The sequence below is a fragment of the Tardiphaga robiniae genome (assembly GCF_001618955.1).
GTDB classification, from domain to species: domain Bacteria; phylum Pseudomonadota; class Alphaproteobacteria; order Rhizobiales; family Xanthobacteraceae; genus Tardiphaga; species Tardiphaga robiniae_A.
Genome location: NZ_LVYV01000001.1, coordinates 109861 through 133818, shown reverse-complemented (window position 1 = coordinate 133818; position 23958 = coordinate 109861). Strand labels below are relative to the sequence as shown.

Here is a 23958-nt window from a genome sequence, read left to right as displayed (position 1 = left end):
GATATTACTTCATCGCCAGTGCAGGCTCGATGTATTTCTTCACCACAAACTTGTCATAGTCCGGCTGAGCCGCGAGATTGCCGAGCGCGATCTGGGTGTCCATGGAGATCTTCAGCGAGGGTGCAGAAATATCGACGCTGTCCGGATAGACGCCGTCGGCCAGCATGCGCTTGACGGCGGATTCGATCACGGCCGGGTCCAGCGTCGGGAATTCCTTCTGCGCGATTGTGACAGTCTTGGCCGGATCCTTCTTCATGAAACGCATCGCCATTTCCATGCCGTTGGTGACGCGCTGTGCCAGATCCGGATTGACATCGTTGCGCGCCGTCACCGACGAGAACGCATAGGCGCCGTAGCTCTTCGGGAAGCCGTAGACCACCTTCATGCCCTTGGCGACGACCTGATCTAGGCCGGGTTCATACATCACGGCGACGTCAGCCTGCTTGGCGAGAAACGGGCCCGGTTCGCTGCCGATCGCGACGGGGATCATCTCCACATCGGTCTTGCCGTCCATGCCGTTCTCTTTCAGGAGCTTCAGGAACAGCGAGGTGCTGGTGGTCGGCATGGTGCCAACGACCACCTTCTGGCCCTTCAGGCTCTTGACGTCAGTGAACTTGAAATCCGGCGCGGTGGCGATCCACACCGCGGCGCCGTTGACAACATTGGCGATGATGCCGACCGGCGCGCCCTTGGAGGCCGCAATGGCTGTCCATTCCGGGCCATGGATCGAGAACTGTGCGCTGCCGGAGATGACCGCCGAGAGTGCGACCGTGGGCGAGCCTGCGGTTTCCTTGGTGAGGTCGAGGCCCTGCGCGGTGAAGAAGCCCTCGTTAATGGCGACATAGAGCGGCAGGTACAGCATCGACTGGAAGGCCTGCGACAACACCACCTTCTTGTTCTGCGCCATCGCTGGCGTGGCGAGCAGGACTCCAGCCAGCGCGACTGCGCCGGTGATACGCTTCAACAACGACATAGAACGTCTCCGTTATGGTGGAAAGGGAGGGATTAAACCTGGACCTGATGCGAGGTGGTCGCCTGCTTCCATGGCAGCGAGGTACGCTCGATGATGTCGATGACGTAATAGAGCACGAAGCCGAGGATCATCAGCGTGAACAGCCCGACCCAGACCGAGTTGAGGTCGTACAGGCTGGAGGCGAGGAAGATCATGTGGCCGAGGCCGCGCTGCGACGAGATGAATTCGCCGACCACGGCGCCGACCAGGCCGAAACCGATATTGATGCGGAAGGTGGCGATGATCGACGGCAGTGTGGATGGCACTACAGCCTTCCAGAACACCTGGTGCTTGTCGGCGCCCATGGAGATCATCAGCGACTGCAGATCGACGTCGGCATCCTTGGCCGCCTGATAAGCGGCGATCAGCGCTACCAGTGCAGTGAGTGAAACGGCGAGTGCGACCTTTGAGATCAGGCCGGTGCCGAACCACAGCACCACGATGGGCGCGAGCGCGATCTTCGGCACGGAATTGATGGCGACGATGAAGGGCTCGACCAGTTTGGCGACGAACACCGAGTACCATAGCGCCAGGCCGAACAGCGATCCGAAGATGGTGCCGATGATGAAGCCCAGAATGGCCTCGAACAGCGTGTACCAGGAATCCGACAGCAGTTCGCCGCTCAGGATCAGTTTGTAGAACGTGGCGAAGATGCCGGAGGGCGATCCCATCAGGAAGGCGGAGATATAACCGGCATGCACGCCGGCTTCCCACAGCGCGAAGAAGATCGCGACGCCGAGCAGTTGCAACACCGCGCGGCCGAGCGTGGTATCGAAGGTGGAGCGCTTCTTGCGGGACTTGCGCGGAACGGCTTTTTTGCGCGCGGACGTACCGGACATCACGAGGCTCATGATGTTGTCTCCGTCTGGATATCGAGTTCGGCGCAAAGCGTCTTGAAATAGGTCGAGAATTTCACGTCGTTGCGCGCGGTGATGGGCGACGTTGCCTCGATATCGATCTCGTGCACGACCTTCACCCGTGCCGGGCGGCCGGAGAGCACCACGACGCGCTTCGACAGTGCGACGGCCTCGTCGATGTCGTGAGTCACGAGGATGACGGTCTTGTTATAGGTCTGGACGGCGTCTTTCAGCACGCCTTCGAGATAGAGCCGCGTCTGGTAGTCGAGCGCCGAGAACGGCTCGTCGAGCAGCAGGATGTCGGGGTCCATGATCAGCGTACGGATCAGCGCCACGCGCTGGCGCATGCCGCCGGACAGGGTCTTGGGATAGGCGTTCTCGAAGCCGGCGAGGCCGAACTGCTTGAGATACTCGCGCGCCTTCTCCTCGGCCTCCTTCTGGTCGACGCCGCGAGTCTCCAGCCCGAGCAGCACATTGCCCATCACTGTGCGCCACGGAAACAGCAGGTCTTTCTGCATCATGTAGCCGACGCGGCCGCGCAGGCTTTCGATTTCCTTGCCGCGATAGGTAATAGTGCCGCCATCGGGCTCCAGCAGGCCGGCGATGATGTTGAAGATGGTTGTCTTACCGCAGCCGCTGGGGCCAATAATGCTGACGAAATCGCGCTCGTTGATGGTGAAGGAGAGGTCGTCGAGCACATTGACGTCGCCGCCCTTGCCGGCAAACGACTTGCTGATGTTCTGGACGGTGAGCTGAATTTGTTTCGGCGGCATGATGCGGTTTCCTGGGTACCGCACATACGCAAGCTGCGTGCCATCTTGGGCGCGAAAAAGCTTCAAGCAATCGCGCAGGTTTTCTGCGGATAGCTTGAGGCTTGAAGTGTTCTGCCCCGGCTTTGGGCAGGCTGGATTTATTCTCGGCGATAAATTGAGCAGGTGTGGCGAAGTGTATTTTTGGCGAACACTTTGCGTTAGCCCGTTACGGCCATCACTGCTTCCTTGATCTTCGCCAGCGCGTAATTGCCGACCATGGCGGCGTCCACATGCGGCAGGTTCGGGAGCTCGTCGGCAGCGACCACGCAATCGACGATGGCGGGTCCGTCACAGGCCAGCGCGTCGGCGATGGCCTTCTTCAGATCACCCGGCTGCTTGGCCGTAAAGCCCTGCGCGCCGCAGGCGCGTGCCAGTGCGGCGAAATCGGGATTGGGGAATTCGATGGCTTCGCGGAAGGGCGCCAGGCCGATGCTTTCGGCTTCCAGCGTGATCAGGCCGAGGGCGGAGTTGTTATAGACGATGACCTTGATGGGCAGCTTGTGCTGCACAGCCGTCATGAATTCGCCCATCAGCATGTTGAAGCCGCCGTCGCCGGTGAGCACGATCACCTGCTTGCTGCGATCGAGGATCTGCACGCCGTTGCCCTGGCCGACGGAGGTGCCGACCGCGGCATTGTTGAACGAGCCGATGATGCGCTGGGTGCCGTTCTGGCGGATCCAGTTTGCCGACCACAGCGTGTTCAATCCGGTGTCGAACACGAAGATTGCATCGGGCCGTGCCAGATCGCTGGCGATGCGCGCGACGGCCTGCGGGTGGATCTTGTCCTTGCTGCGCGCGGGATCGGCCTGCTTGTCGAGCATCTCATCCCACCTCTTGCGGGCGTGACTGGTCGTCTCGAAGAACTGGCCGTCGGTCTTGGTCTGCACCTTGTCCAGCAGCATCTTCAGCGCTGGCCGCGTCGAGCCGATCACGCCGAGCGATGTCGGCGTGCGCCGTCCCAGTGCTTCGGCGCGCACGTCGATCTGGATCACGTTGCCCTTCTTCGGCAGGAAATTCGAATAGGGATAGTCAGTCCCGACCATCACCAGCAGGTCGCAATCATGCACGGCATTGTAGACGGCCTTGGTGCCGATCATGCCGAGACCGCCCATCCATCTGACGTCATCGAACGCCATGATCTCCTTGCCGCGCACCGAATGCACCAGTGGCGCCTTCAGCTTGTCGCTGAGCGCACGCAGCAATTCGGCCGTGCCGATGGCGCCATGGCCGCACATGATGACTACGCTGCCGGCCTCGTCGATGCGGCGGGCGGCTTCCTGTATGGCGGCATCATTCGGCAGGATCTCGCCGCGCGGCACCAGCGTGGCAAGACTCGCTGTCGCCCCTTCGGCTTTCGACGACAGCACGTCGACAGGCAACGTCAGATGCGCGACGCCAGGCCCTGCATAGGCGGTGGAGATGGCCTGATGGATAACGCCGGGCGCCTGCGCGGCGGTGGTGATGGTCTGGGTGTAGAGTGTGACGTCGCGAAACAGCAGGTCCGGCTCGGTGGTCTGGAAAAAGTCGACGCCTTTTGCTGCTCGCGCCATTTCACCAGAGAGCGCCAGCACCGGGGCATGATCGCGCGCAGCCTCATAGAGGCCGGCGACGAGATGCGTGCTGCCGGGCCCTGTGGAGCCAGCGCAGACGCCGAGCTTGCCGGTGAGCTTGGCCTGGCCTGCGGCGGCCAGCGCCGCGCCTTCCTCGTGCCGTACCCCGACCCATTCGATCTTGCTGCGCCGGACTGAGTCCGCCAAAGGATTAAGCGAGTCGGCGATCAGGCCGAAAATTTGCTGTACGCCAATCGTCTCAAGCACATGGACAATCTCATCCGCGACAGTTTTCGACATGGGGGCTCCAATTTCCTGAAATGGTTCTCCGCCGTGAAGCGGGCACGACGGCAATGTGTTCGGCGATCCCGGCATGGGAACCGATCGACCGCATTGCGGCAATAACTGAACCGCGAAACGGTTTCATGATGGTCAATTAAGTTTGCGCAATGCTTGGACAAATGCGCGATGTGTTGGACGTTTGTTACGCGTATCTGAAGATCGGATCGTCATAGTCGATGGCCGGAAACAGGTTCTTGTCGCTCCAGTAGTCCTGGTTGTGCTGCCACTCCTGCTTGTCGCCGCGCTTCGGCAACAGGTGCATCCCGCGCATGATATAGCCCGGGTTGAAGTCTTCGGGATCGATCCAGGGCAGCAGCGGCATGTCGCTGTCTTCCGGCCGCAGCATCGGCGTCACCACGGTTGTGCCGGTCTCCTCCATGTGTTTCAGCAACCCGCAGACGAAGTCGGCGACGAGGTCGACACGCAATGTCCAGCTGGCGCGCAGGTAGCCGAAGATCCACACCATGTTCGGCACACCGGTGAACATCATGCCGCGATAAGTCACGGTATCCGAGAAATTCAGCGGTGCGTCATTGATGGAGAAGGTGATATCGCCGAGCATGTTGAGATTGAAGCCAGTGGCGGTGACGACGACGTCGGCGTCGATCGTCTTGCCTGATTTCAGCGTGATGCCGTGTTCGGTGAAGGTCTCGATCTCATCGGTGACGACACTCGCCTTGCCGGCCTTGATGCTCTGGAACAGGTCGCCATCGGGAATGAAGGCGATACGCTGCCGCCATGGCCGGTAGCGCGGCGTGAAATGTGTGGCGATGTCGTAGTCCTTGCCGAGATAGGTCTGTACTCCCTTGAGCAGTTCCTCTTTCACCACCTCCGGTTCACTGTTAGTCCGCTTGGTAAAGGCCTGCTGATCGAACAGGATCTTGCGGCGGACGATCTCGTGGACCCATTCTTCGTCGACATCCAGCTCGCGCAGCGTCTCAGCCAGAGCGTTGGCATTGCGGCCGGTGATGAAGAAGGTCGGCGAGCGCTGCAGCATGGTGACTTCGGCGCATTTGTCGGCGATGGCCGGCACCAGAGTCGCCGCTGTGGCGCCAGAGCCGATCACCACGACTTTCTTGCCGGTGACGTCGAGATCCTCCGGCCAGGTCTGTGGATGTACCATGCGGCCCTTGAACCGGTTCATGCCCGGCCATTGCGGCGTGTAGCCCTGACTGTGGTTGTAATAGCCTTGGCACATCCAGAGAAAACGCGTGGTGAAGAGCAGCGTTTCGCCGGTGTCGTGGCGGACGACAGTCAGCGTCCAGAGCTTGTCGTCATTCGACCAGTTGGCGGAGAGGATCTTGTGCCGATAGCGGATATGCGCGTCGAGGCCGTTCTCCGTGATGACGTCGCCCATATAGCGCAGTATCTCTGCCGCGGTGGCGATGGGCGCCGAGGTCCATGGCTTGAAGCGATAGCCGAAGGTGTGCAGGTCACTGTCGGAGCGGATGCCGGGATAGCGATGGGTGTGCCAGGTGCCGCCAAAACTATCCTGAGTTTCCAAAATCAGAAAACGCGTATCTGGATTTTGCTTCGTCAGATGATAGGCGGCGCCGATGCCGGAGATGCCAGCGCCGACGACGATGACATCGACATGCTCGGCGGCGCTTTCGACGGATGGATCTGTGGCGATCTTTCCCTGGACGTTCATGGGCTCCCGATCTTTTTTGGCTCTCGCGCTTGGTGCGCGGATGCTTTTATGCGGCGATCCCCGGCCTAAGGCCGGGGATCGCCGCGATCGGTATCATTAACGATCACAGGGAATGCGCAAGTGGGAATTGCGCTGGAGAGGCGTCAGCTTTCTGCTGCAGGGGCCGCCGCGAGTGGCTGTGCGCGTCTCGAGAACAGGATGCGCTGATACAGCCAGCCAATGGCCACCAGCACGAGGCCGAGGCACATGAAGGACAGCGCACGATAGACGCCGGTGAGCGACGACATGTCGACCAGGAACGCTTTGAGGATCGTCAGTGCAATCACCACGGCAGAGGCGAGGCGTGCGCGCTGCGAGTTGAACAGGATGCCGATGCCGAGCAGCACGACGCCAAAGCCGAGCCACGCGATCGACAGCGTATATTGCTCGGCGTCGGTGATTGAAGCGTTGTAGAAGATCGGACCGTGATAGATGCGGCGGATTTCCAGTGTCACATACATCAGGGCTAGCACCAGCGCACCACCGGCGATGGTGTTGCCATAGGCCGGCTTGCGACGGCCGGCGACGGCGTAGGACAGCAGCAAAGCGAGCACTGCGGGCAGGGCATAGCCGAGCAGCAGCAGGTTGATGACCATCCCACCCACATCGATGTGCCAGATGCCGGGATTGGTGAGGAACAGCAATCCTCCGAAGCTTGCGATGCCGGCGAACAATGTCAGCAGCCCGGCACTGACGCTGTGCACGATGCTGCGGCTCCGCTCCCACAGGCGCTCTAGCCCGATCGCCATGGCCAGCGCGACGCAGACCTGCAGCGCGACTTCGGTGAGATCCGACGACGAGCGATAGACATTGCCGCCATTCACGAAGTGGCGGATCTCCATGAAGGCCAGCAGTACCGTAAACAGGATGGCAGCGGATTCCACCATGCGCAGCGGCGCGTCATCGCCGCGTCGGCGCATCAGGATGCTGGCAGCCCAGAACGAGGCTGCCGGCACGCCATAGCCCCACAGCAGCCAGTTGAAAATCGGCGTGGTGCCGACGAGATCGCCGACCACGCGGGGTTCCCAGCCCATGCGGGCGACGACGATGCCGGCGAGGATGGCTGCGAGCCAGCGCAGGAACGGGATCGGCCGCTGCATGGAGATCCAGGCGGTGCCGAGTGCCATCAGCGATAGCGCGATGGTGAGCCAGCCTTTTTCCAGTGCAAAGGTCAGCCCCAGTGCCAGCGCGCCGAGCGTCCCAGTGGCGAACAGCGCGGTGGAGATTGCGAGGCCCGGACGTGGCTCGCGCTTGCCGAGCAGTTCGGTGGCCACGGCAAAAACGGCGCCGATGATGACGGCGAGAATGGCGAAGGGAATCGAGCGATCGAGATGCGCGATGCGGGCATAGAGCGCGATCAACAGCGCCAGCGGCGTGAACACCGCGGCGCCCGACCAGATCACCGGAATGACGGCACTGACGGAGCGGCCCTGGGCGAGGAAGCCGAGTACGCCGAAGCCGATGGCGAAGAGCGCGGCGGATGCGAGATGCAGCGACACCGAGCTTTCCACCGGGCTGGCGCCGATCCCCGCCAGCGGCCCGCCGGGCAGCACCAGCATGTCGAGATTGCCCTGGATGGCCCGTTCCAGAAATACGACGGCGACGAAGCCTGCGGCCACGGCAACAGCCGCGGTGGCCGCTTGGGCATACCACGCGACGAACAGCGTGCCGGCGACGATGAGAGCGAAGGTCACCATGGCGATGTCAGCATGAAAACTGGAAAGTACGACCAGCGTCGCGCTGAGCAGGCTCGCACTGAGTGCGCCCGATGAGATGCCTTCGATGCGGCCATCTTGGGCCGGCGGACCATACAGGAAGCCGCAGACGACCAGTAGCGAGGCCAGGATGAAACCTGCGAGCACATGGAAGGCGTGCGGCGCGAGGGACGGCGTGCCGGCGTCGAGGCCTGGCAGGGTCCATAGCGTTGCGAAGGTGATGGTGGTCAGCGCCAGCCAGCGCCACAGCCGGATACGCGCGAGACTGAAGGCGGCCGCCATGACGATGGCGAGATAGATATACAGCGCCCAGTAATCCGGCTTGCCGGAGGATACTAGCACCGGCGTAACGAAAGCGGCTGCGATGCCGAGGCCCGCGAGCGCCGGGCCGTGTAACAATGCCGCGGCCATGGTGCACATGGCGACGATGCCGAGCAGGATGAAGGCCGTGGCGGGGACCAGGAAGTCGTATAGCGCATAGGCGGCGTAGACGGTGGCAAAGGCCACCGCCGTGCCGGCGGCGGTGAGGATCGCCGGAATATTGGCGATAGGCAGCGGTGCGATTGCCGAGAGGCTTTCCTTGCGGCGCGCGAACTCGCCGACCCCAAGTAGCGCCAGCGCGAACAACCCGCCGAGCAGCACGCGCACTTCCGGGCCGAGCAGTCCAGCCTCAATGGAATAGCGGACCATGAAGAAGCCGCCGAGTGCCAGCGTGAGGCCGCCGACCCAGACCACCCAGCGCGTGCCGATGCGTTCCTCGAAGCCGGGGCCAGCCGCAGGGGCTTCCACAGGCGTGGCGGGTTCGGGCGCAGTGTGAGCAGGGACATCTGGCTGGATCGAGGGTGCGGCCTCGCGGATTACCTCGGTCGATGTCTCTGAGAGAGCAGGCGCGGATGCAATGTCCGGTGCGGTCGCTGTGAGGTCCGGTGTTGCTGCGGCGGTCGTCGCAGCCACATGCGGTGTCGCTTCGAAGGCGTCGAGTCGGGCGCGCAGCACCTTCACCTCATTGCGCGCCTTGCGCGCGAAGATGAAGGCAACGATAGCAATCACCAGCGTGACGAAACCGAAATCATCGAACATCGACTATCAAACTCTCAGAGAGCAGGACGCGCGCCAATCATGCCCCGGAACGACGTCCGGGGACATGGCAACTCTATGTGTTGTCGTGGAGAACTTTAGTTCACGCGCTGCGTGTATTTGGCGCGCAATTGCTGGAATTAATCCAGATCGAGGCGGAACGGCTTGCCGATCACGGTCAGATTGCCGGGACCCATCTCGTCGAGCGCGCGGACCATGCGGCCGCCGCGGCCGAGCGCCTTGTCGGCGAGGGTCACGAGCAGGCGGTTGGGGGAGGCGATCGGCGAGGCCGCGCGGATTCGCAGCGCGATGTCGCGCTCGTCGCGGTCTGGATTAAGCAAGCAGGCGGCGGCAAAGGCGCTGGCGGTGGAACGCGAGATGCCGGCATAGCAATGGATCACCAGCGGCGAGGCGCGATCCCAGCCGCGGACGAAGTCTAGCACCTGCGTGATGTGGCCTTCGTTGGGCGCGACAAAGCCGTCCATCGCCTCGGTGATGTCGTCGACCTGAACCCTGAGATGATTGGCCTCGCTGATCGACGGCGGCCGCTGCACCTGGGCGACATTGGCCATGATGGTGAGCACGTGGCTCGCGGCCGTGTCCTTCACGGTGGGATGCAGATCGGCGAGCGAGCAGACGTGGATCATCGGTGAACCTTTTGTTGAGCGTCGTTATAACGCTCCGTTCTCTCCACGTCATGCCCGGGCATGACGGAGTTTAAATTACGCCAGCAGCGCCTCAAACCTTGCCAGAAACCGCTTCTCAGCCTTCCCCGCCGACCACGGCGTCAGGTAATCTTCCACCATGGCTTCCGAGAGGCCGGGATCCTTGCCGAACAGACGCTTTGCCTCGGCTTCCTTGAAGCCTGCAAGGCGTGTGGCTTCCAGATAGGCGGCGCCCATATCGGCGGCCTTGATCTGTTTGGTGATCTCCGCTGCCAGCGCCGGCGGCAGGCCGAAGCGGATGTGGATGGCGCCGAGCAGGCGATTCTCGATTACCTTGTAATCGCCGCCGATCACCGCCTTGAACGGCGAGATCATGTCGCCGACGACATATTCCGGTGCGTCGTGCAGCAGGGCCGCGAGCCGCACGCGCTCGTCGGCGCGCGGCATTTGCTCGCGCAACACGGCTTCCACGAGAAGCGTGTGCTGTGCCACCGAGAAAATATGCGCGCCGTGGGTCTGCCCGTTCCAGCGCGCGACGCGCGCTAGCCCGTGGGCAATATCGGCAATTTCGATATCGAGCGGCGAGGGATCGAGCAGATCAAGCCGCCGGCCCGACAGCATGCGTTGCCAGGCGCGGGTAGCGACGTCAGTGGAGAATTTCGATTTGGCCATCTGTTCTTGGTCTTGAGTTTCTTACTGCTACTTCGTCTTGAGGCGCGGCTTACGCTTCAGGCCCATGCAGGCCTCGTGGCAAAAGCAGGTCACGAGATGATCGTTGACCATGCCTGTGGCCTCCATAAAGGCATAGACGATGGTCGGGCCGACGAATTTGAAGCCGCGTGCCTGCAGGTCTTTCGAAATCTTGGCCGATAGCGGTGTCGAGGCAGGCACGCTGCCATGGGTCTTGAAATTGTTGACCAGCGGTTTGCCGTCGACGAAGTCCCACAGATATTTCGAGAAGCCGGCGCCTTCTTCCATGATTTTCAGATAGCCCTTGGCGCTGAGGATCGCGCCTTCGATCTTGGCGCGGTTGCGCACGATGCCGGCATCGCTCATCAGCGCATGAACTTTCTTCTCGCTGTAGCGCGCGATCTTCTCCGGCTGAAAGTCATCGAATGCTTTGCGGAAATTGTCGCGCTTGCGCAGGATCGTGATCCAGGAGAGGCCGGCCTGGAAGCCATCGAGGATCAGCTTCTCGTAGAGCGCGCGGTCGTCATATTCCGGGACGCCCCATTCGGTGTCGTGATAGGCGACATAGAATGGATCTTCACCGGGCCACGGGCAGCGCGTCTTGCCGTCGGCATGCGTGATCGCGGGCTTGGTCATGCGGGGGTCTTCTTCGTGGCCAGTGCACGCACCGCAGCGGCGTCGGCCAGATGAATGGCGATGTCGCCGGCCGTGAAAGCGGCATCGGCATCGAGCGCATCACTGGCGCGGTCGGTGCGGATCATGGCGAGGCCACGGCCATCGGCAGACGAGCCCATGGTGCCGATCGGCTTGTCTGCAGCGCGGATTTCAGTGCCGGCGGCCGGCGCCGCGCCATCCAGCGTGACGCCGACAATGCGCGTGCGCGCGGTGCCGCGATGCTGCATGCGGGAGACGACCTCCTGGCCGATGTAACAGCCCTTGTCGAAATCGACGCCGGAGAGCTTGTCCATATTGGCTTCGTGCGGGAACGCGTCGCCATAGGCAAAGTCGGCGCCCCCACGCGGCACGCCGAGGCTGATGCGATGCGCTTCATAGGCCGACGCATCGACCAATTCGGCCCCAACCAGCGCCGCCGTCTTAGCGGCGAGATCCGCCGGCACGAGGATGCGATAGCCGAGCGCAGCGTTGCGCGGATCGGCAAAGGCGAGGTCCGGCTTCATGCCGGGCTCGCCGTCCCACACCGCGAGCACGCCGAGCGCGTCGGAGAGATTTTCCACGGTCACCTTGGCGCGCAGCTTGTAGAAGCCGAGCTTGGTGGCCAGCGGTTGTGCCAGTTCGCGCGGGCAGTCGATCAGGAGCCCGCCGCCATGGCCGGCCGGCGCTTCGGTGATGAGGAAGTCGGCGATGATTTTGCCCTGCGGCGTCAGCAGCGCGCCGAACCGCGCGGTGCCAGGCGTCACCACCTCGATCTCGGAAGTCACGAGGTTGTTGAGGAAACCGCGGGCGTCGTCGCCGGCGATTTTCACCACACCCCGATCGGGGAGAAACGCTGCTTTCATTGGGAAAATCTCGAAAAATCCAATAAACGAGCCAGGAAACGAGGGTGAATCACGGCTGGCGGATATGACAGCTAAAGTTAAGCCGCTAAGATGCCGACAACAAGGCCCGCGCTCATCCTGCGCGGCATTCACAGGCTGTGACGAGACCAGATGACCCAGACATTCGATACGATTTTGAAGAACGGCACCGTCGTCAATCAGGACGGCGAGGGTGTGCGCGATATCGGCATTCGCAATGGCCGAATCGCGGCCATCGGATCGCTCGGTGCTGCCTCGGCCGCTGAAGTGATCGACTGCAAGGGGCTGCACATCCTGCCCGGCGTGATCGACACCCAGGTGCATTTCCGCGAGCCGGGCCTAGAGCAGAAGGAAGACCTGGAGACCGGATCACGCAGCGCCGTGATGGGCGGCGTCACCGGCGTGTTCGAGATGCCGAATACCAATCCGCTGACCATCGACGAGGCGACCTTCACCGACAAGGTGAAGCGGGGTCATCATCGCATGCATTGCGACTATGCCTTCTTCATCGGCGGGACCCGCGAGAACGTGCAGGACCTGCCGGAGCTGGAACGTGCGCCCGGCTGCGCCGGCGTGAAGGTGTTCATCGGCTCGTCGACCGGCGCGCTGCTGGTCGAGGATGACGACAGCCTGCGCCGCATCTTCCAGGTCATCAAGCGCCGTGCGGCGTTTCATGCCGAGGACGAATATCGCCTCAATGAACGCAAGAACCTGCGCATCGAAGGCGACACCCGTTCGCACCCGGTGTGGCGCGACGAGACTGCGGCGCTGATGGCGACGCAGCGGTTGGTCAACCTTGCGCGCGAGACCGGCAAGCGCATCCATGTGCTGCATATCTCAACGAAAGAAGAGATCGACTATCTGCGCGACCACAAGGACGTGGCTTCGTGCGAAGCGACGCCGCATCATCTGACCATGGCGGCGCCAGAATGCTACGAACGCCTCGGCACGTTGGCGCAGATGAACCCGCCGGTGCGGGATGCCAGCCATCGCGACGGCATCTGGAATGGCATCAGTCAGGGCATCATCGATGTGCTCGGCTCCGACCACGCGCCGCACACGCGCGAGGAAAAGAAGAAAATCTATCCGGCGTCGCCCTCGGGAATGACCGGCGTGCAGACGCTGGTGCCGATCATGCTGGATCACGTCAACGCCGGCCGCCTGTCGCTGGCACGCTTCGTCGATCTGTCGAGTGCCGGTCCCGCGCGGCTCTACAACATCGCCATGAAAGGCCGCATCGCGGCGGGCTATGACGCCGACTTCACCATCGTGGATCTCAAGCGCACCGAGACCATCACCAATGACTGGGTAGCCTCGAAAGCCGGCTGGACGCCCTATGACGGTGTGAAAGTCACCGGCTGGCCCGTCGGCACCTTTGTGCGCGGCCGCCGCGTGATGTGGCAGGGCGAGCTGGTTACGCCGTCGCAGGGCGAGACGGTGAAATTCCTGGAAACGCTGAAGGCGTAAGCTATCTCAGGCTGGATCGCCCGCGAAAGCGGGCGACGACAGTCAGAGCTATGTGACTACTGCCGTGCCAGTGTCAGCGAGAACTCGCCATTGCGCACGCGGCCCGGAAGACCCTCGACAAACTTCGCCACGGCGTCCTCGCCATAGGTGCCGACGAGCTCGGCAAAGGCTGCGAACAGGCTGGCCTGCGCGAGGCAATCGCCATCGACGCCGTCATGCCGTGCTTCCGCCCAGGCTTCGTTGAGATAGCTCAGCGCGGCCTGCTTCTGTTCCTGATCCGGTAGCGGATCGCGGGCGGGGCGGTACGACAATGATTCGCTCATGAAATTCCCAAAACGGTCTTCGGCGCGCATCAAAGCGAAGCGCGCCTCGCAAGTTCGAATCGAGATTTACCACGCGGAGCAGGTTCCGCGAGCGACATCTTTAGGAAAGGTTAACAACAGCGACTCACATTGTCCGACATTATGTTAACAGCGGGAACCGGCCATCTTGACCGGTTGAGGAAGCCTATGGACGCAAACAGTTTTTCGTCTTTCGCGAGTCCCGGCGACGCTGCGCGCGCAGCAGAGTTGCGCCGCGTCAAGGCGATCGCGGCCCTGGTGCTGGCGAGCTGTCTGGTGGTGTTCATAGCGGCAAAAATCCTGCTGCCGACTCATCCCGTGTTCGGATTCGTTGCGGCCTTTGCGGAAGCCGCGACCATCGGCGGATTGGCGGACTGGTACGCCGTTGTCGCGCTGTTCCGTCGGCCGCTGGGTCTGCCGATTCCACACACCGCGATCATCCAGGCGAACCAAAATCGCATTGCCGACAAGCTGGGTGAATTCATCGAGGTGCATTTCCTCGAAGCCGCGCCGGTCGAGGCTAAATTACGTGAGGTGGATTTTGCGAGTTTCGTTGCAGACTGGTTGAGCGATAAAAAGCGTAGCGCGGATCTCGCGCGTTTCTTGCTGCGGCTGTTGCCGGAGGCGATGTCGGCGACGGAAACGTCTGGTCTCAAAACCTTCATCACGCGCCGCGTGATGACCCAGCTGCAGTCGGTTGATCTCGCGCCCATCGCTGCCGGCACCATGCGCGGCTTCATTCGCGATGGTCGCCATCAGGGCCTGCTCGACAATCTGCTCGGCGCCATGCATGGCGCGCTGACCGAGCCGGACACGCTGGCCGTCATCAAGAACAAGATTCGCGACGAGCTGCCGACATTGCTCAAACTCTATCGCGCCGATGCGTTCCTGCTAAAGCGCATCGTCGCGTCGGCCACGACCTTCTTCGACGATGTACGCAAGGATCCTGCGCATCCGTTCCGTGGTGAGTTCGATCGCATGCTGTTGTCCTTCGTCGATCGGCTGGAGACCGAGCCCGGCTTCACCGGTCGCATTGATGGGTTGAAGCGCGATCTGCTTGCGCGCCCCGAGCTTGCCGAACTTGGGCGTAATCTCTGGAACAATGCGCGCAGCTTCATCGAGCGCAGTGCATCGGGTGAAAGCAATGTACTGGCACATCATCTCGCCAATGTGTTCGTCGAGGCCGGCGCAGCGCTGCGCGCCGATGCCGAGATGCGCGGCGAGATCAACCAGGGCATCGCCGTGGTGCTGCGCACGTTCATCGCCGATCAGAAAAGCGGCGTGTCTAGTTTTATCGCCGATCAGGTGAAGGGCTGGGACATGCAGCAGTTGATCGGTGTCATCGAAGTCAATATAGGCCGCGATCTGCAATATATCCGCTTCAACGGCTCGCTGATCGGCGGGCTCGCCGGGCTGGCGCTCTACACGATCGAATATTTGTTGCGACTGCTGTGAGAGCAGTTCCGCATTGCGGAAGTGAGGCGCCGGGGGTATCGGGATGTGCTTGAACTGCCGCAAACCCGACCTTAACTTGAGTGAACTGATACTTGCGGCGCGTTGTGTGATTCCCTCCCTGTGAGGCTGCTTTCAAATCAATCGATATGACCGGCCAACGCGCCGGCGAGAGGAAATCAGATGTCGGCTACGGCCCAGGCGCAACGTCCCCCATCGAAAACCCTGATGTTCCTTGAAGGCCGTGCGGTCCACGAATTCGGCGCGTTTCTTGGTGCGCTGCCGTTGCTGAATCTCGCGCCGCGTGGCGATGGTCATCCGGTACTGGTACTGCCGGGCCTTGTGGCCTCGGATGTTTCGACAGGTCCGCTCCGCACCTTCCTTAAGGGCCGCGGCTATGCCGTCAGCGGCTGGAAGCAGGGCCGGAATCTCGGTTTGCGCGACGGTGTGCAGGGCAGCATGGTCGAATTGCTGAAAGAGATGAACGAGACCCACGGCCGCAAGGTGAGTCTGGTCGGCTGGAGTCTCGGCGGCCTTTACGCACGCCAGCTCGCCAAGATGATGCCGGACCGCGTCCGTTCGGTGATCACGCTGGGGAGCCCGTTTGCCGGCCATCCGAAATCCACCAATGCCTGGCGCGTCTATGAATTCGCCAGTGGCAAACGCGCCGATGACACCGACGACGATTTCGGTGGTTCGCTTGCCGATACGCCGCCAGTCCCGACCACCGCGATCTACAGCCGCACCGACGGTGTCTGTGCCTGGGAGGGCTGCATGGAGAAGTCATCGGCGATGTCCGAGAGCATCGAGGTCGAGAGCAGCCATTGCGGGATGGGGCATCACCCCGCTGTCGTCTATGCAGTGGCGGAGCGTCTCGCGCAGAAGGAAGGCGCGTGGGCGCCGTTCGATCGCTCAGGCTGGCGCAGCCTGGTCTATCCGGATCCTAACAGATAAAGGCGCGTCAGCGACGCGCTTACTCTGCTGCTGTCGTCACGATCCTGATCTCAGATGTCAGTGTCCGGTGTACCGGGCACTTGTCCGCGATCTCCATGAGCTTTGTGCGCTGCTCGGCGTCGAGCTTGCCGTCGATCGTGATGACGCGCTCGATCTGGTCGAGCATACCGTCCTTGGTCTCGCATTCCTCGCAATCCCTAGCGTAGATCTTCTTGTGGTTCAGCGTCACCGTGACGTGGTCCATCGGCAATGCCTTGCGTTCGGCATAGAGCCGCATGGTCATCGCGGTGCAGGCTCCGAGCGCGCTGAGCAGCAGATCATACGGACCGGGTCCGGTGTCCTCGCCGCCGGCGGCGATCGGCTCGTCGGCGAGTATCTGATGCGGGCCGACAGTGATGACCTGCTGGAATTTGCTGGTGCGCGTCTCGCTCACCTCCACCTTGCGCGGCTCTTCAGGCAGGATCGCTCCGGGCGTGACGGCGACCGCATTGAGATAGCGCCCGGCCCAGGCAGCGATGACATCGGCGACATAGATCGCGTCATGCTTTTGCGTGAGCAGATGATCGGCGCCGGCCAGCGAGACGAAGCTCTTGGGATGTTTGGCAGCGACGAAAATCTTCGTGGCGTTGTCAATGCCTACTGTGTCGTCGGTGGGCGCATGCATGATCAGCAGCGCCCTGTGCAGCCTGGCGACCTTGGCGATCAGATTGTGCTCGGCGATATCGTCGAGGAATTCACGCTTGATGCTGAATGGCCGACCGGCGAGCTTGACCTCGACCTCGCCCTTTTCGCGGATCGCGTCGACATGTTCGGCGAACATGTCGGTGACATGCGCGGGATCGGAGGGCGCCGCGATGGCGACAACGGCCTTGGCTTCCGGCACCTGTTCAGCGGCGGCGAGGATCGCTGCGCCGCCGAGGCTGTGGCCGATCAGGATCGCCGGCGCCTGTCGCATCTCGCGCAAATGGTCGGCGGCCTTTACGAGATCGGCGACATTCGACGAGAACGTGCTATTGGCGAAATCGCCCTCGCTGGAGCCGAGGCCGGTGAAGTCGAAGCGCAGCACGGCGATGCCCTTGAGCGTCAGCGCCGCGGAGATGCGCCGCGCCGCAAGCACATCCTTGCCGCAGGTGAAGCAATGCGCGAACAACGCATACGCATGGATATCGCCATCGGGCAGGTCAAGCGCCGCCGCCAGCATATGGCCGGCCGCGCCGGGGAATTGAAAGCGTTCAGTTGGCACGTGGGCTCCTGTCATGACAGATGTCTCTTTCTACACCGATTCCATCCAATCAATCAGCGGGTACCCAACACCCCGTGCGAAAATGAGGCCGAGCTGCCGCTCTCTTCGCGCTGCACCTCGGGTTGAACTTTAGTTCTGCGCGGCCGCTCGAGCACGCGCTTGCCGGCCTCCGATGTCGGTGCTAGATGTCGGGTCATCGTACAACTTTTGGGGTGCGCTGCCGGCACAAGCTGATGGACGGCGGGCCGGCACGCTCCTAGAATTGTGACAAGATCGACCCCGCAAAGGGGCGAACCAGAATAATGGCCAACGCGCCGCATCGGGAAATTCACAGGGAGGATTTCGTCCATGAAGAGAAGAGATGTCGTCAAAGGCGGACTGGCCGCACTTGCCGTCGGAGCGACCGGCCTCGGGCGGCTCACGCCTGCGCAAGCGCAGACCAAGATGGTGCTGAAAGCTTCCGACGTCCACCCGCTCGGCTATCCCACGGTCGAATCCGTGGTCCGGATGGGCAAGAAGCTGGATGCCGCCACGAGCGGCCGGCTCACCATCCAGATGTATCCGTCCATGCAGCTTGGCGGCGAGAAGGAAGCCATCGAGCAGGCCCAGGTCGGCGCTCTGCAGATCGCCCGCATCTCTGTCGGTGCGGTCGGCCCCGTGGTCGATGACGTCAACGTCTTCAACATGCCGTTCGTGTTCCGCGATTCGAAGCACATGGAGGCGGTCCTCGATGGCGAGATCGGCACCGAGCTGCTGAACAAGATCACGGCTAATGAAAAAACCGGTCTGGTCGCGCTTGGCTGGATGAATGCCGGCTCGCGCAACATCTATAACAGCAAACGCCCGATCAAGACGCTCGCCGATCTCAAGGGTCTCAAGATCCGGATGATCGGCAATCCGTTGTTTATCGACACCATGAATGCGCTAGGTGGCAACGGCGTCGCCATGGGCTTCGATCAGGTGTTTAGCGCCATGCAGACCGGCGTCGTCGATGGGGCCGAGAACAACTTGCCATCCTTCGTGGCGCAGAACCATTTCCAGGTCGCCAAGTATTTCTCGATGACCGAGCATCTGATCATTCCGGAATTGCTGGTGTTCTCGAAAGCGTCATGGGCGAAGCTCACACCGGACGATCAGGCGCTGCTGAAGAAATTCGGCCGGGAAGCGCAGCTCGAACAGCGCGTGCTCTGGTATGAGGCGGAGAAGACCGCGCTCGACAAGATGAAGGAAGTCGGCACCGACATCGTCACGTCCATCGACAAGCAGCCGTTCCGCGATGCCGTGAAGCCGGTGTGGGACAAATACGGCGCGAAATACGCCGAGATGACCAAGCGCATTGCTGCGGTGAGCTAGCGGCATATTCTCATTCTGTCGTCCCCGCTTTCGCGGGGACGACAGGATAGGCCTGCGCTTCCGTCGCGTTACCTGAGGTCTTCATGTCTGACGTTATTTCCAAACTGCCGGCTGCATCCAATCATCACGCAGATACGGCCAGCCATGGTGCGGCTTACGCGTTCCGCCGCGCCATGAACGCACTGTACTGGTCCGGTGCTGTGTTTTCTTGCCTGGCGCTTGTGCTGATCTCCGCGATTATCCCTTGGGCTGTTTACACCCGCTACATTTTGAACAGCGCGGCGTCATGGCCGGAGCCTCTGGCGGTGTTGCTGACGATAGCGGTGACTTTCATCGGCGCTGCCAACTGCTATCGCCAGCGTATCCACATGAACATGACGGTAGGTACCAACCTGCTGCCGCCTCACGCGCGTGTCGTAGCCGCCTTTATCAGCGAGCTGCTGATGGCTGCAGTGGCGCTGTTCATGGTGATCTGGGGCATGAAGCTGGTGATGGCCACCTGGGGCAATTCGGTGGATGAATTTCCCTGGTTATCTGTCGGGATCACCTACATGCCGATCCCCGTTTCCGGCGCGATGATGTTTCTCTTTGTTGTCGAACGCCTGACCATCGGTCCGCCGCCGCAGGATGGCAGCGACGCACACATACCTCTCGACTAGTTTCGCCGATCAGCTCCAGCCAGAACAAAGAAAATCCGACGTGGACATCGCCGTTCTTCTGCTCAGCATGTGTCTGTTCTTCGCCGTCGGCATGCCGATCGCCTTTGCGCTGGCGCTTTCGGCGCTGGTCGGCGCGCTGTGGATCGATCTGCCCGTTGCAGCGGTGATGCAGCAACTCTCCAGCGGCGTCGGCAAGGTGTCGATGCTGACCGTGCCGTTCTTCGTGCTGGCCGGCGCCATCATGGCAGAAGGCGGCATGGCCCGAAGGCTGGTGGATTTTGCAGCCGTCGTGGTCGGCTTCACGCGCATCCGCGGCGGCCTGTCGCAAGTCAATATTCTGGCCACCACCATCATGTCCGGAATCTCCGGCTCGTCGGTCGCAGATACGTCGGCGATTGGCTCGGTGATGATCCCGCAGATGGCGGCGAAGGGTTATCCACGGGTGTTCGCCACCAATGTGACCATCTCCGCCTCGGTCCAGGCGATCCTGGTGCCGCCGAGCCACAATGCGGTGATCTATTCGCTGGCGACCGGCGGCGTGGTCTCGATCACCAGCCTGTTCCTGGCAGGTATCGTGCCCGGTCTGTTGCTTGGCTTCGCGATCATGCTGTTGTGTCTCTACTTTGCCTATCGCGATGGTCATCCGAAGGGCGAGCCGGTGCCAGTGAAGCAGGCGCTGAAGATGCTGGGGGATGCCACCTGGGGCATCGTCACGCTGGTGATTGTGCTCGGCGGCATTCTCACTGGCGTGTTCACGCCAATCGAGGCTGGCGCTGTGGCGTGCGTCTGGGCCTTCTTCGTCACGATGTTCATCTATCGCGACTACAAATGGTCCGAGCTGCCGATGCTGACCTACCGGACGCTCCAGACGGTGGCGATGGTGCTGACGCTGGTCGCGACCGCGTCATGCTTCGGCTATGTCGCGGCGATGATGCAGATGCCGATGCACATGACCGAGTTCTTCGTCGCGATCTCGTCGAACAAATATGTGCTGCTGATGTGGCTCAACATCATGCTGCTGATTCTCGGCACTGCGCTCGATCTCGCGCCGCTGCTGCTGATCTGCACGCCGATCCTGCTGCCGGTGGTGAAGAGTTTCGGGATCGACCCCGTGCATTTCGGCATCGTGATGCTGCTCAATCTCGGCATCGGCCTGCTGACGCCGCCGGTCGGTACCACGCTGTTCGTCGGCTGCGCCATTGGCAAAGTCTCGGTGGACGAAGTGATGCGCGGGATCTGGCCGTTTTACTGGGTGATGTTCGCCGTCTTGATGCTGGTGACTTACGTACCGTGGTTCTCGATGGCGCTGCCGCACGCGTTCGGCTTCAGGTGAGCTACTGGACCGGATCGACTGACAACTGCTTGTAGCGTTCCTTACCGTTCAGCAAATGCCGGCGCATCGCATCGCGAGCCTTGCGCGGTGAACGGGCGCTGATCGCATTGACGATGACTTGATGCTCTTTCTCGATGCTCTCGAGATAGCGCTTCTGCAATTCGACCTTGCCATCGAAGGTGCGGATGCTCTGGCGCGGGATGATAAGACCGCCAAGGAATTCCAGAAAGCCGACGAAGCGCGCATTCTGCGTGGCGACGGCAATGGCGAAGTGGAAGTCAAAGTCCTCCTTCACCGCACGGTCGCCATTGGCGATGGCGCGGCTGAAGGTAGCCGCGGCCTTGGCAATGGCTCTGATCTGGGCAGCGGTGGCGCGCTCGCTGGCTATAGCCGCGGCCTCCATCTCGATGGCCGTGCGCAGTTCAAGAATTTCGATCACGCTGCCGATTGAGCCCAGACCGTCGGGGTCGATGGCATAAGGCTGCTGATCGGGTTCGCTGTTGACGAAGGCGCCAGCGCCTTGCCGGGTGGTTACAAGACCCCGGGCGCGGAGTGCCGCAATCGCCTCGCGAACGACCGTGCGGCTGACGCCCATGGCCGCCATCATGGCCTGCTCGGTCGGCAGGCGCGCGCCTGCTGGCAAGCGACCTTCAGTGATCTGGGCGGCGATACGCTCGACCACCTCCTCGGTGCGGCGGCGCACGGGATTGAGCGGTCGCAGCAAAGGCGTGCCTGCGGCCCCATTGGGTGTCTTGCGCCTGGTGCGTGGCTTAGCTTGTCCGGTCATCGTACAACCGGGCTATCATCGCCGATGTCGCTGCGCAAGCTTGCGGCACGCGGTATTGCGCTGCACGCTCTTACATTGTTTCGAGTTCGGGCAGCTTGAGATCGCATTCGACCCAGGCGCCGTTAATGGTGAAGCGCTGGAACGGCGAGTCGGGCACCGGAGCCTGCAATGGTGCGAGGAACTGCGCGTCGGCAGGGCTGCGCAGGTGAAACTGGATATGGCTGGCGGAGAGGGCGTTGCGCGACAGCCAGACCATGCCGGAAAACAGCTCGATCAGCAGTTGTCCGTATTTATCGAGACCGGCACTCCCGAAGTCGTAGGTCGGCGACACGGTCATGAAGCGGCAACGCAGCACGGGACCTTCGAATTTGGGCATCAGAAGTTTGCTGACCTGACAGAAGGCCTGCGGAACGGTGCCGTCGTAGAGGCCGTACAACCCACCCTTGCCGCCCTGCATGACAGGGTCCAACGCCGCGAAAATACCCTGGGTGTAAGTGGAGAAGTCTTCCTCGGCTGCCTCGGCAGCCTTACGCCACTGCGACTTCAGCGAAGCCCAGCTTCTGTCGGCGTCGGTGATCGGCACGAGCCGCATCTCGAGGTCCCCCCGCCGATTTACACACGGCCGGATGCAACCCTAGCTATATACCCTCAAGATTTTGATAACGCGGGAACCTGGCGCCAGCGGCGTTTGCGCTCCAGCGGACGTCTACAGAGCGCGTTCAGGCGCCAGCGGACTGTAGTCCGGCTGCAGCTGCGGCCACGATCGACGCCACGACCTGCTTCCAGGTCTTCGACGACTGTGGGCGATGAGACGAGGCTTTGAAGCGCATGGTCCTTGTCCGGTTGGGCCGCACATGTTGCTGCGCGGCCGAGCGTCCTCAGGGACGACACCCGGAAAATCGTGCCTTGCGCGGGGGAAGTCGATCCCCCGGCAAAAATAGCAATACCCGCGCTGCTCTCGTGCCGGACGGCGGTTGGCTTGTTCTCTGCCGGCAATGAACGGCAGTGAATTATTCTCGCTGCCTCAACCCATCGCGGGAGCTTGCTCCTGCACTGACGCCGGCTCCTGGCAAACATCGACCCAGCTGGCCCCGGTCAGTTCGGCCATCCGTGCCGGGGACATCTGCACCGAACTGTTGACCGAGCCCGCCGCCGGCCACACCTCGGCGAATTCCTTCAGCGACACGTCGCAGTAGACTTGTAATGGCATTGCCAGGCCGAACGGGCAGACGCCGCCGACCGGATGGCCGGTGAGGGCAACGACCTCGTCGGCCCCCAGCATGCGGGGCTTGCCGCCAAGTGCATCGCGTGCCTTCTTGTTGTCGAGCCGCGCTGTACCCTTGGTCACCACCAGCACCACCCGGTCGCCGACCCGCACCGACAGTGTCTTGGCGATTTGGCCGGGCTCGACGCCCAACGCCTCGGCGGCGAGAAGGACCGTGGCCGAGCTTTTTTCAGTGACGGTGACGGATAATTCGGGGGCGTTGGTGGTGAGAAAGGCGCGGACGGACTCAAGGCTCATGATGCGGTCTCGGTGACATACCGCCACGCCCTCTCACATGTCGCCAACAAAGTGAAGTCACATCTGTGCATTGGGGAACTGGGGCGGCGCTGCCGCGCCATTCCCTCACGCCAGTTTTGACCTTATACGGGCTCTTGTCTGGCTGACCGTGCCGGGCGATGTTCTGGAGCTTACCCTCGATGCTGCCGGCCTATGTGATCCATGCCAAGTCGTTGCCCGAGCGCACGGAGCATATCCAGTGCGAGCTCGACCGTGCGGGCATCACGTTCGAGTGGGTCCTGGATTTCGATGCCGATGAGATCACCTCCGATGTCGATCGGGCTTATTTCGCCGAAGGCGCCGACCTCACGCTGCGGCAGAAATCCTGCGCGCTGAAACATGTGGTCGCCATGCAGCGCATCCGCGAGCGCGGCCAGGATCTGGCGCTGGTGTTTGAAGACGACGCTCTGCTGGTACCGGATTTTTGCGAACGGTTGAAGCACGTGCTTGATGAAGCCGAAAAGTGGCCGCGGCCGCGCATTCTGCATCTTGGCGCCGCGACCAATTTTTACACCCCGGCGTCGGCGTTGCGCCCGGGCCAAATTGTCTATCCCGGCAATCGCGTGCGTAATATGGAAGCCTATGTGTTGGGTGCACCCGAGGCTTCGGCGCGACTTGACTGGATCGCGCGGCATCCGATGCATGAGCCTATCGACATCGCCTTCAACACCGGCGATCCCGCCATGGGCATCCCGTTCCTGTGGCCAGAACCGCCGCTTGCCGAGCAAGGCTCGCTCAACGGCGTGTTCAAGAGCTCGCTTGATCGCAAAGGGCATGCGCAATTGCAGCTGCGCATACAGTTTGCCGTGCAGAAGTTCAGGCGGCGTTATTTGAAGCGGTGGCTGAAGCTGAAGTAATTGGCG

General features: G+C 62.0%; 22 protein-coding genes. 7 read left to right on the top strand and 15 right to left on the bottom strand.

Features of this window, described 5'->3' with window-relative positions; all coding sequences use genetic code 11:
- Positions 1-4 precede the first annotated feature (4 nt).
- The 10 genes from A4A58_RS00670 to A4A58_RS00625 form a co-directional block, all read right to left on the bottom strand.
- Positions 5-973: an ABC transporter substrate-binding protein gene (locus tag A4A58_RS00670; protein ID WP_068728888.1), complete on the bottom strand. Its 969-nt coding sequence runs from the start codon at positions 971-973 to the stop codon at positions 5-7.
- Positions 974-1005: 32 nt separating this feature from the next.
- Positions 1006-1863, bottom strand: coding sequence for an ABC transporter permease (locus tag A4A58_RS00665; RefSeq protein ID WP_068728887.1), 858 nt, complete (start codon positions 1861-1863; stop codon positions 1006-1008).
- Positions 1860-2642 (bottom strand): ABC transporter ATP-binding protein, encoded by a 783-nt coding sequence (locus A4A58_RS00660; RefSeq protein WP_068728885.1) that lies wholly within the window; start codon positions 2640-2642, stop codon positions 1860-1862. The genes A4A58_RS00665 and A4A58_RS00660 overlap by 4 nt, the downstream gene beginning before the upstream one ends.
- A 197-nt stretch (positions 2643-2839) precedes the next feature.
- Positions 2840-4531, bottom strand: coding sequence for a thiamine pyrophosphate-dependent enzyme (locus A4A58_RS00655; protein ID WP_068728882.1), 1692 nt, complete (start codon positions 4529-4531; stop codon positions 2840-2842).
- Positions 4532-4715: 184 nt separating this feature from the next.
- The gene (locus A4A58_RS00650; RefSeq protein ID WP_068728879.1) at positions 4716-6224 is read right to left on the bottom strand and encodes a flavin-containing monooxygenase; all 1509 of its coding nucleotides are present in this window, start codon (positions 6222-6224) and stop codon (positions 4716-4718) included.
- Between the two features lie 143 nt (positions 6225-6367).
- Positions 6368-9058, bottom strand: coding sequence for a DUF2339 domain-containing protein (locus A4A58_RS00645; protein ID WP_068728877.1), 2691 nt, complete (start codon positions 9056-9058; stop codon positions 6368-6370).
- A 137-nt stretch (positions 9059-9195) separates the two neighbouring features.
- Complete coding sequence (locus A4A58_RS00640) at positions 9196-9702, bottom strand: tyrosine phosphatase family protein (RefSeq protein WP_068728876.1); 507 nt, start codon at positions 9700-9702, stop codon at positions 9196-9198.
- Between the two features lie 75 nt (positions 9703-9777).
- Positions 9778-10392: a YfbR-like 5'-deoxynucleotidase gene (locus A4A58_RS00635; RefSeq protein WP_068728873.1), complete on the bottom strand. Its 615-nt coding sequence runs from the start codon at positions 10390-10392 to the stop codon at positions 9778-9780.
- A gap of 27 nt (positions 10393-10419) precedes the next feature.
- Positions 10420-11046 carry a DNA-3-methyladenine glycosylase I gene (locus tag A4A58_RS00630; RefSeq protein ID WP_068728871.1) on the bottom strand — a complete coding sequence of 209 codons (627 nt, stop codon included), beginning with the start codon at positions 11044-11046 and terminating at the stop codon, positions 10420-10422.
- Positions 11043-11927 carry a YgfZ/GcvT domain-containing protein gene (locus A4A58_RS00625; protein WP_068728869.1) on the bottom strand — a complete coding sequence of 295 codons (885 nt, stop codon included), beginning with the start codon at positions 11925-11927 and terminating at the stop codon, positions 11043-11045. Before A4A58_RS00625 ends, A4A58_RS00630 begins: the two co-directional genes overlap by 4 nt.
- A gap of 150 nt (positions 11928-12077) precedes the next feature.
- Between A4A58_RS00625 and A4A58_RS00620 the strand changes: the two genes are divergently transcribed.
- Positions 12078-13412: a dihydroorotase gene (locus A4A58_RS00620; RefSeq protein WP_068728867.1), complete on the top strand. Its 1335-nt coding sequence runs from the start codon at positions 12078-12080 to the stop codon at positions 13410-13412.
- Between the two features lie 56 nt (positions 13413-13468).
- Here A4A58_RS00620 and A4A58_RS00615 read toward each other — a convergent pair whose 3' ends face one another.
- A complete protein-coding gene (locus A4A58_RS00615) occupies positions 13469-13735 on the bottom strand; it encodes a hypothetical protein (protein WP_068730348.1) in 267 nt (88 codons plus the stop codon).
- Positions 13736-13921: 186 nt separating this feature from the next.
- On the opposite strand from A4A58_RS00615, the gene A4A58_RS00610 reads away from it, so the two are divergent.
- Positions 13922-15208 carry a DUF445 domain-containing protein gene (locus A4A58_RS00610; protein WP_068728866.1) on the top strand — a complete coding sequence of 429 codons (1287 nt, stop codon included), beginning with the start codon at positions 13922-13924 and terminating at the stop codon, positions 15206-15208.
- 180 nt (positions 15209-15388) lie between these two features.
- The gene (locus A4A58_RS00605; RefSeq protein WP_068728863.1) at positions 15389-16159 is read left to right on the top strand and encodes an esterase/lipase family protein; all 771 of its coding nucleotides are present in this window, start codon (positions 15389-15391) and stop codon (positions 16157-16159) included.
- Positions 16160-16178: 19 nt separating this feature from the next.
- On the opposite strand, the gene A4A58_RS00600 is transcribed toward A4A58_RS00605, so the two are convergent.
- Positions 16179-17402, bottom strand: coding sequence for a bifunctional alpha/beta hydrolase/OsmC family protein (locus A4A58_RS00600; RefSeq protein ID WP_068728862.1), 1224 nt, complete (start codon positions 17400-17402; stop codon positions 16179-16181).
- A gap of 348 nt (positions 17403-17750) precedes the next feature.
- Between A4A58_RS00600 and A4A58_RS00595 the strand changes: the two genes are divergently transcribed.
- The 3 genes from A4A58_RS00595 to A4A58_RS00585 all read left to right on the top strand — a co-directional run bounded on the left by A4A58_RS00595 (position 17751) and on the right by A4A58_RS00585 (position 20747).
- Positions 17751-18755: a TRAP transporter substrate-binding protein gene (locus tag A4A58_RS00595; RefSeq protein ID WP_068728860.1), complete on the top strand. Its 1005-nt coding sequence runs from the start codon at positions 17751-17753 to the stop codon at positions 18753-18755.
- Between the two features lie 83 nt (positions 18756-18838).
- The gene (locus tag A4A58_RS00590) at positions 18839-19414 is read left to right on the top strand and encodes a TRAP transporter small permease (RefSeq protein ID WP_081421644.1); all 576 of its coding nucleotides are present in this window, start codon (positions 18839-18841) and stop codon (positions 19412-19414) included.
- A 40-nt stretch (positions 19415-19454) separates the two neighbouring features.
- The gene (locus tag A4A58_RS00585) at positions 19455-20747 is read left to right on the top strand and encodes a TRAP transporter large permease (protein WP_068728859.1); all 1293 of its coding nucleotides are present in this window, start codon (positions 19455-19457) and stop codon (positions 20745-20747) included.
- A gap of 1 nt (position 20748) precedes the next feature.
- Here A4A58_RS00585 and A4A58_RS00580 read toward each other — a convergent pair whose 3' ends face one another.
- From A4A58_RS00580 to A4A58_RS00570, 3 genes are all read right to left on the bottom strand, one after another.
- A complete protein-coding gene (locus tag A4A58_RS00580; RefSeq protein WP_081421643.1) occupies positions 20749-21534 on the bottom strand; it encodes a FadR/GntR family transcriptional regulator in 786 nt (261 codons plus the stop codon).
- Between the two features lie 70 nt (positions 21535-21604).
- Positions 21605-22126, bottom strand: a complete 522-nt coding sequence (locus A4A58_RS00575) for a hypothetical protein (protein ID WP_068728858.1) — start codon at positions 22124-22126, stop codon at positions 21605-21607.
- Between the two features lie 432 nt (positions 22127-22558).
- Positions 22559-23056: a YbaK/EbsC family protein gene (locus A4A58_RS00570; protein WP_068728856.1), complete on the bottom strand. Its 498-nt coding sequence runs from the start codon at positions 23054-23056 to the stop codon at positions 22559-22561.
- Positions 23057-23214: 158 nt separating this feature from the next.
- Here A4A58_RS00570 and A4A58_RS00565 point away from each other — a divergent pair, with 158 nt between their 5' ends.
- The gene (locus tag A4A58_RS00565; protein WP_081421642.1) at positions 23215-23952 is read left to right on the top strand and encodes a glycosyltransferase family 25 protein; all 738 of its coding nucleotides are present in this window, start codon (positions 23215-23217) and stop codon (positions 23950-23952) included.
- Positions 23953-23958 lie beyond the last annotated feature (6 nt).

Bases quoted from the DNA above. Each gene is read 5' to 3' on its own strand.
- A4A58_RS00670 (WP_068728888.1), bottom strand. From the start codon at position 973: ATGTCGTTGTTGAAGCGTATCACCGGCGCAGTCGCGCTGGCTGGAGTC.
- A4A58_RS00665 (WP_068728887.1), bottom strand. From the start codon at position 1,863: ATGAGCCTCGTGATGTCCGGTACGTCCGCGCGCAAAAAAGCCGTTCCG.
- A4A58_RS00660 (WP_068728885.1), bottom strand. From the start codon at position 2,642: ATGCCGCCGAAACAAATTCAGCTCACCGTCCAGAACATCAGCAAGTCG.
- A4A58_RS00655 (WP_068728882.1), bottom strand. From the start codon at position 4,531: ATGTCGAAAACTGTCGCGGATGAGATTGTCCATGTGCTTGAGACGATT.
- A4A58_RS00650 (WP_068728879.1), bottom strand. From the start codon at position 6,224: ATGAACGTCCAGGGAAAGATCGCCACAGATCCATCCGTCGAAAGCGCC.
- A4A58_RS00645 (WP_068728877.1), bottom strand. From the start codon at position 9,058: ATGTTCGATGATTTCGGTTTCGTCACGCTGGTGATTGCTATCGTTGCC.
- A4A58_RS00640 (WP_068728876.1), bottom strand. From the start codon at position 9,702: ATGATCCACGTCTGCTCGCTCGCCGATCTGCATCCCACCGTGAAGGAC.
- A4A58_RS00635 (WP_068728873.1), bottom strand. From the start codon at position 10,392: ATGGCCAAATCGAAATTCTCCACTGACGTCGCTACCCGCGCCTGGCAA.
- A4A58_RS00630 (WP_068728871.1), bottom strand. From the start codon at position 11,046: ATGACCAAGCCCGCGATCACGCATGCCGACGGCAAGACGCGCTGCCCG.
- A4A58_RS00625 (WP_068728869.1), bottom strand. From the start codon at position 11,927: ATGAAAGCAGCGTTTCTCCCCGATCGGGGTGTGGTGAAAATCGCCGGC.
- A4A58_RS00620 (WP_068728867.1), top strand. From the start codon at position 12,078: ATGACCCAGACATTCGATACGATTTTGAAGAACGGCACCGTCGTCAAT.
- A4A58_RS00615 (WP_068730348.1), bottom strand. From the start codon at position 13,735: ATGAGCGAATCATTGTCGTACCGCCCCGCCCGCGATCCGCTACCGGAT.
- A4A58_RS00610 (WP_068728866.1), top strand. From the start codon at position 13,922: ATGGACGCAAACAGTTTTTCGTCTTTCGCGAGTCCCGGCGACGCTGCG.
- A4A58_RS00605 (WP_068728863.1), top strand. From the start codon at position 15,389: ATGTCGGCTACGGCCCAGGCGCAACGTCCCCCATCGAAAACCCTGATG.
- A4A58_RS00595 (WP_068728860.1), top strand. From the start codon at position 17,751: ATGAAGAGAAGAGATGTCGTCAAAGGCGGACTGGCCGCACTTGCCGTC.
- A4A58_RS00590 (WP_081421644.1), top strand. From the start codon at position 18,839: ATGTCTGACGTTATTTCCAAACTGCCGGCTGCATCCAATCATCACGCA.
- A4A58_RS00580 (WP_081421643.1), bottom strand. From the start codon at position 21,534: ATGACCGGACAAGCTAAGCCACGCACCAGGCGCAAGACACCCAATGGG.
- A4A58_RS00575 (WP_068728858.1), bottom strand. From the start codon at position 22,126: ATGCGGCTCGTGCCGATCACCGACGCCGACAGAAGCTGGGCTTCGCTG.
- A4A58_RS00570 (WP_068728856.1), bottom strand. From the start codon at position 23,056: ATGAGCCTTGAGTCCGTCCGCGCCTTTCTCACCACCAACGCCCCCGAA.
- A4A58_RS00565 (WP_081421642.1), top strand. From the start codon at position 23,215: ATGTTCTGGAGCTTACCCTCGATGCTGCCGGCCTATGTGATCCATGCC.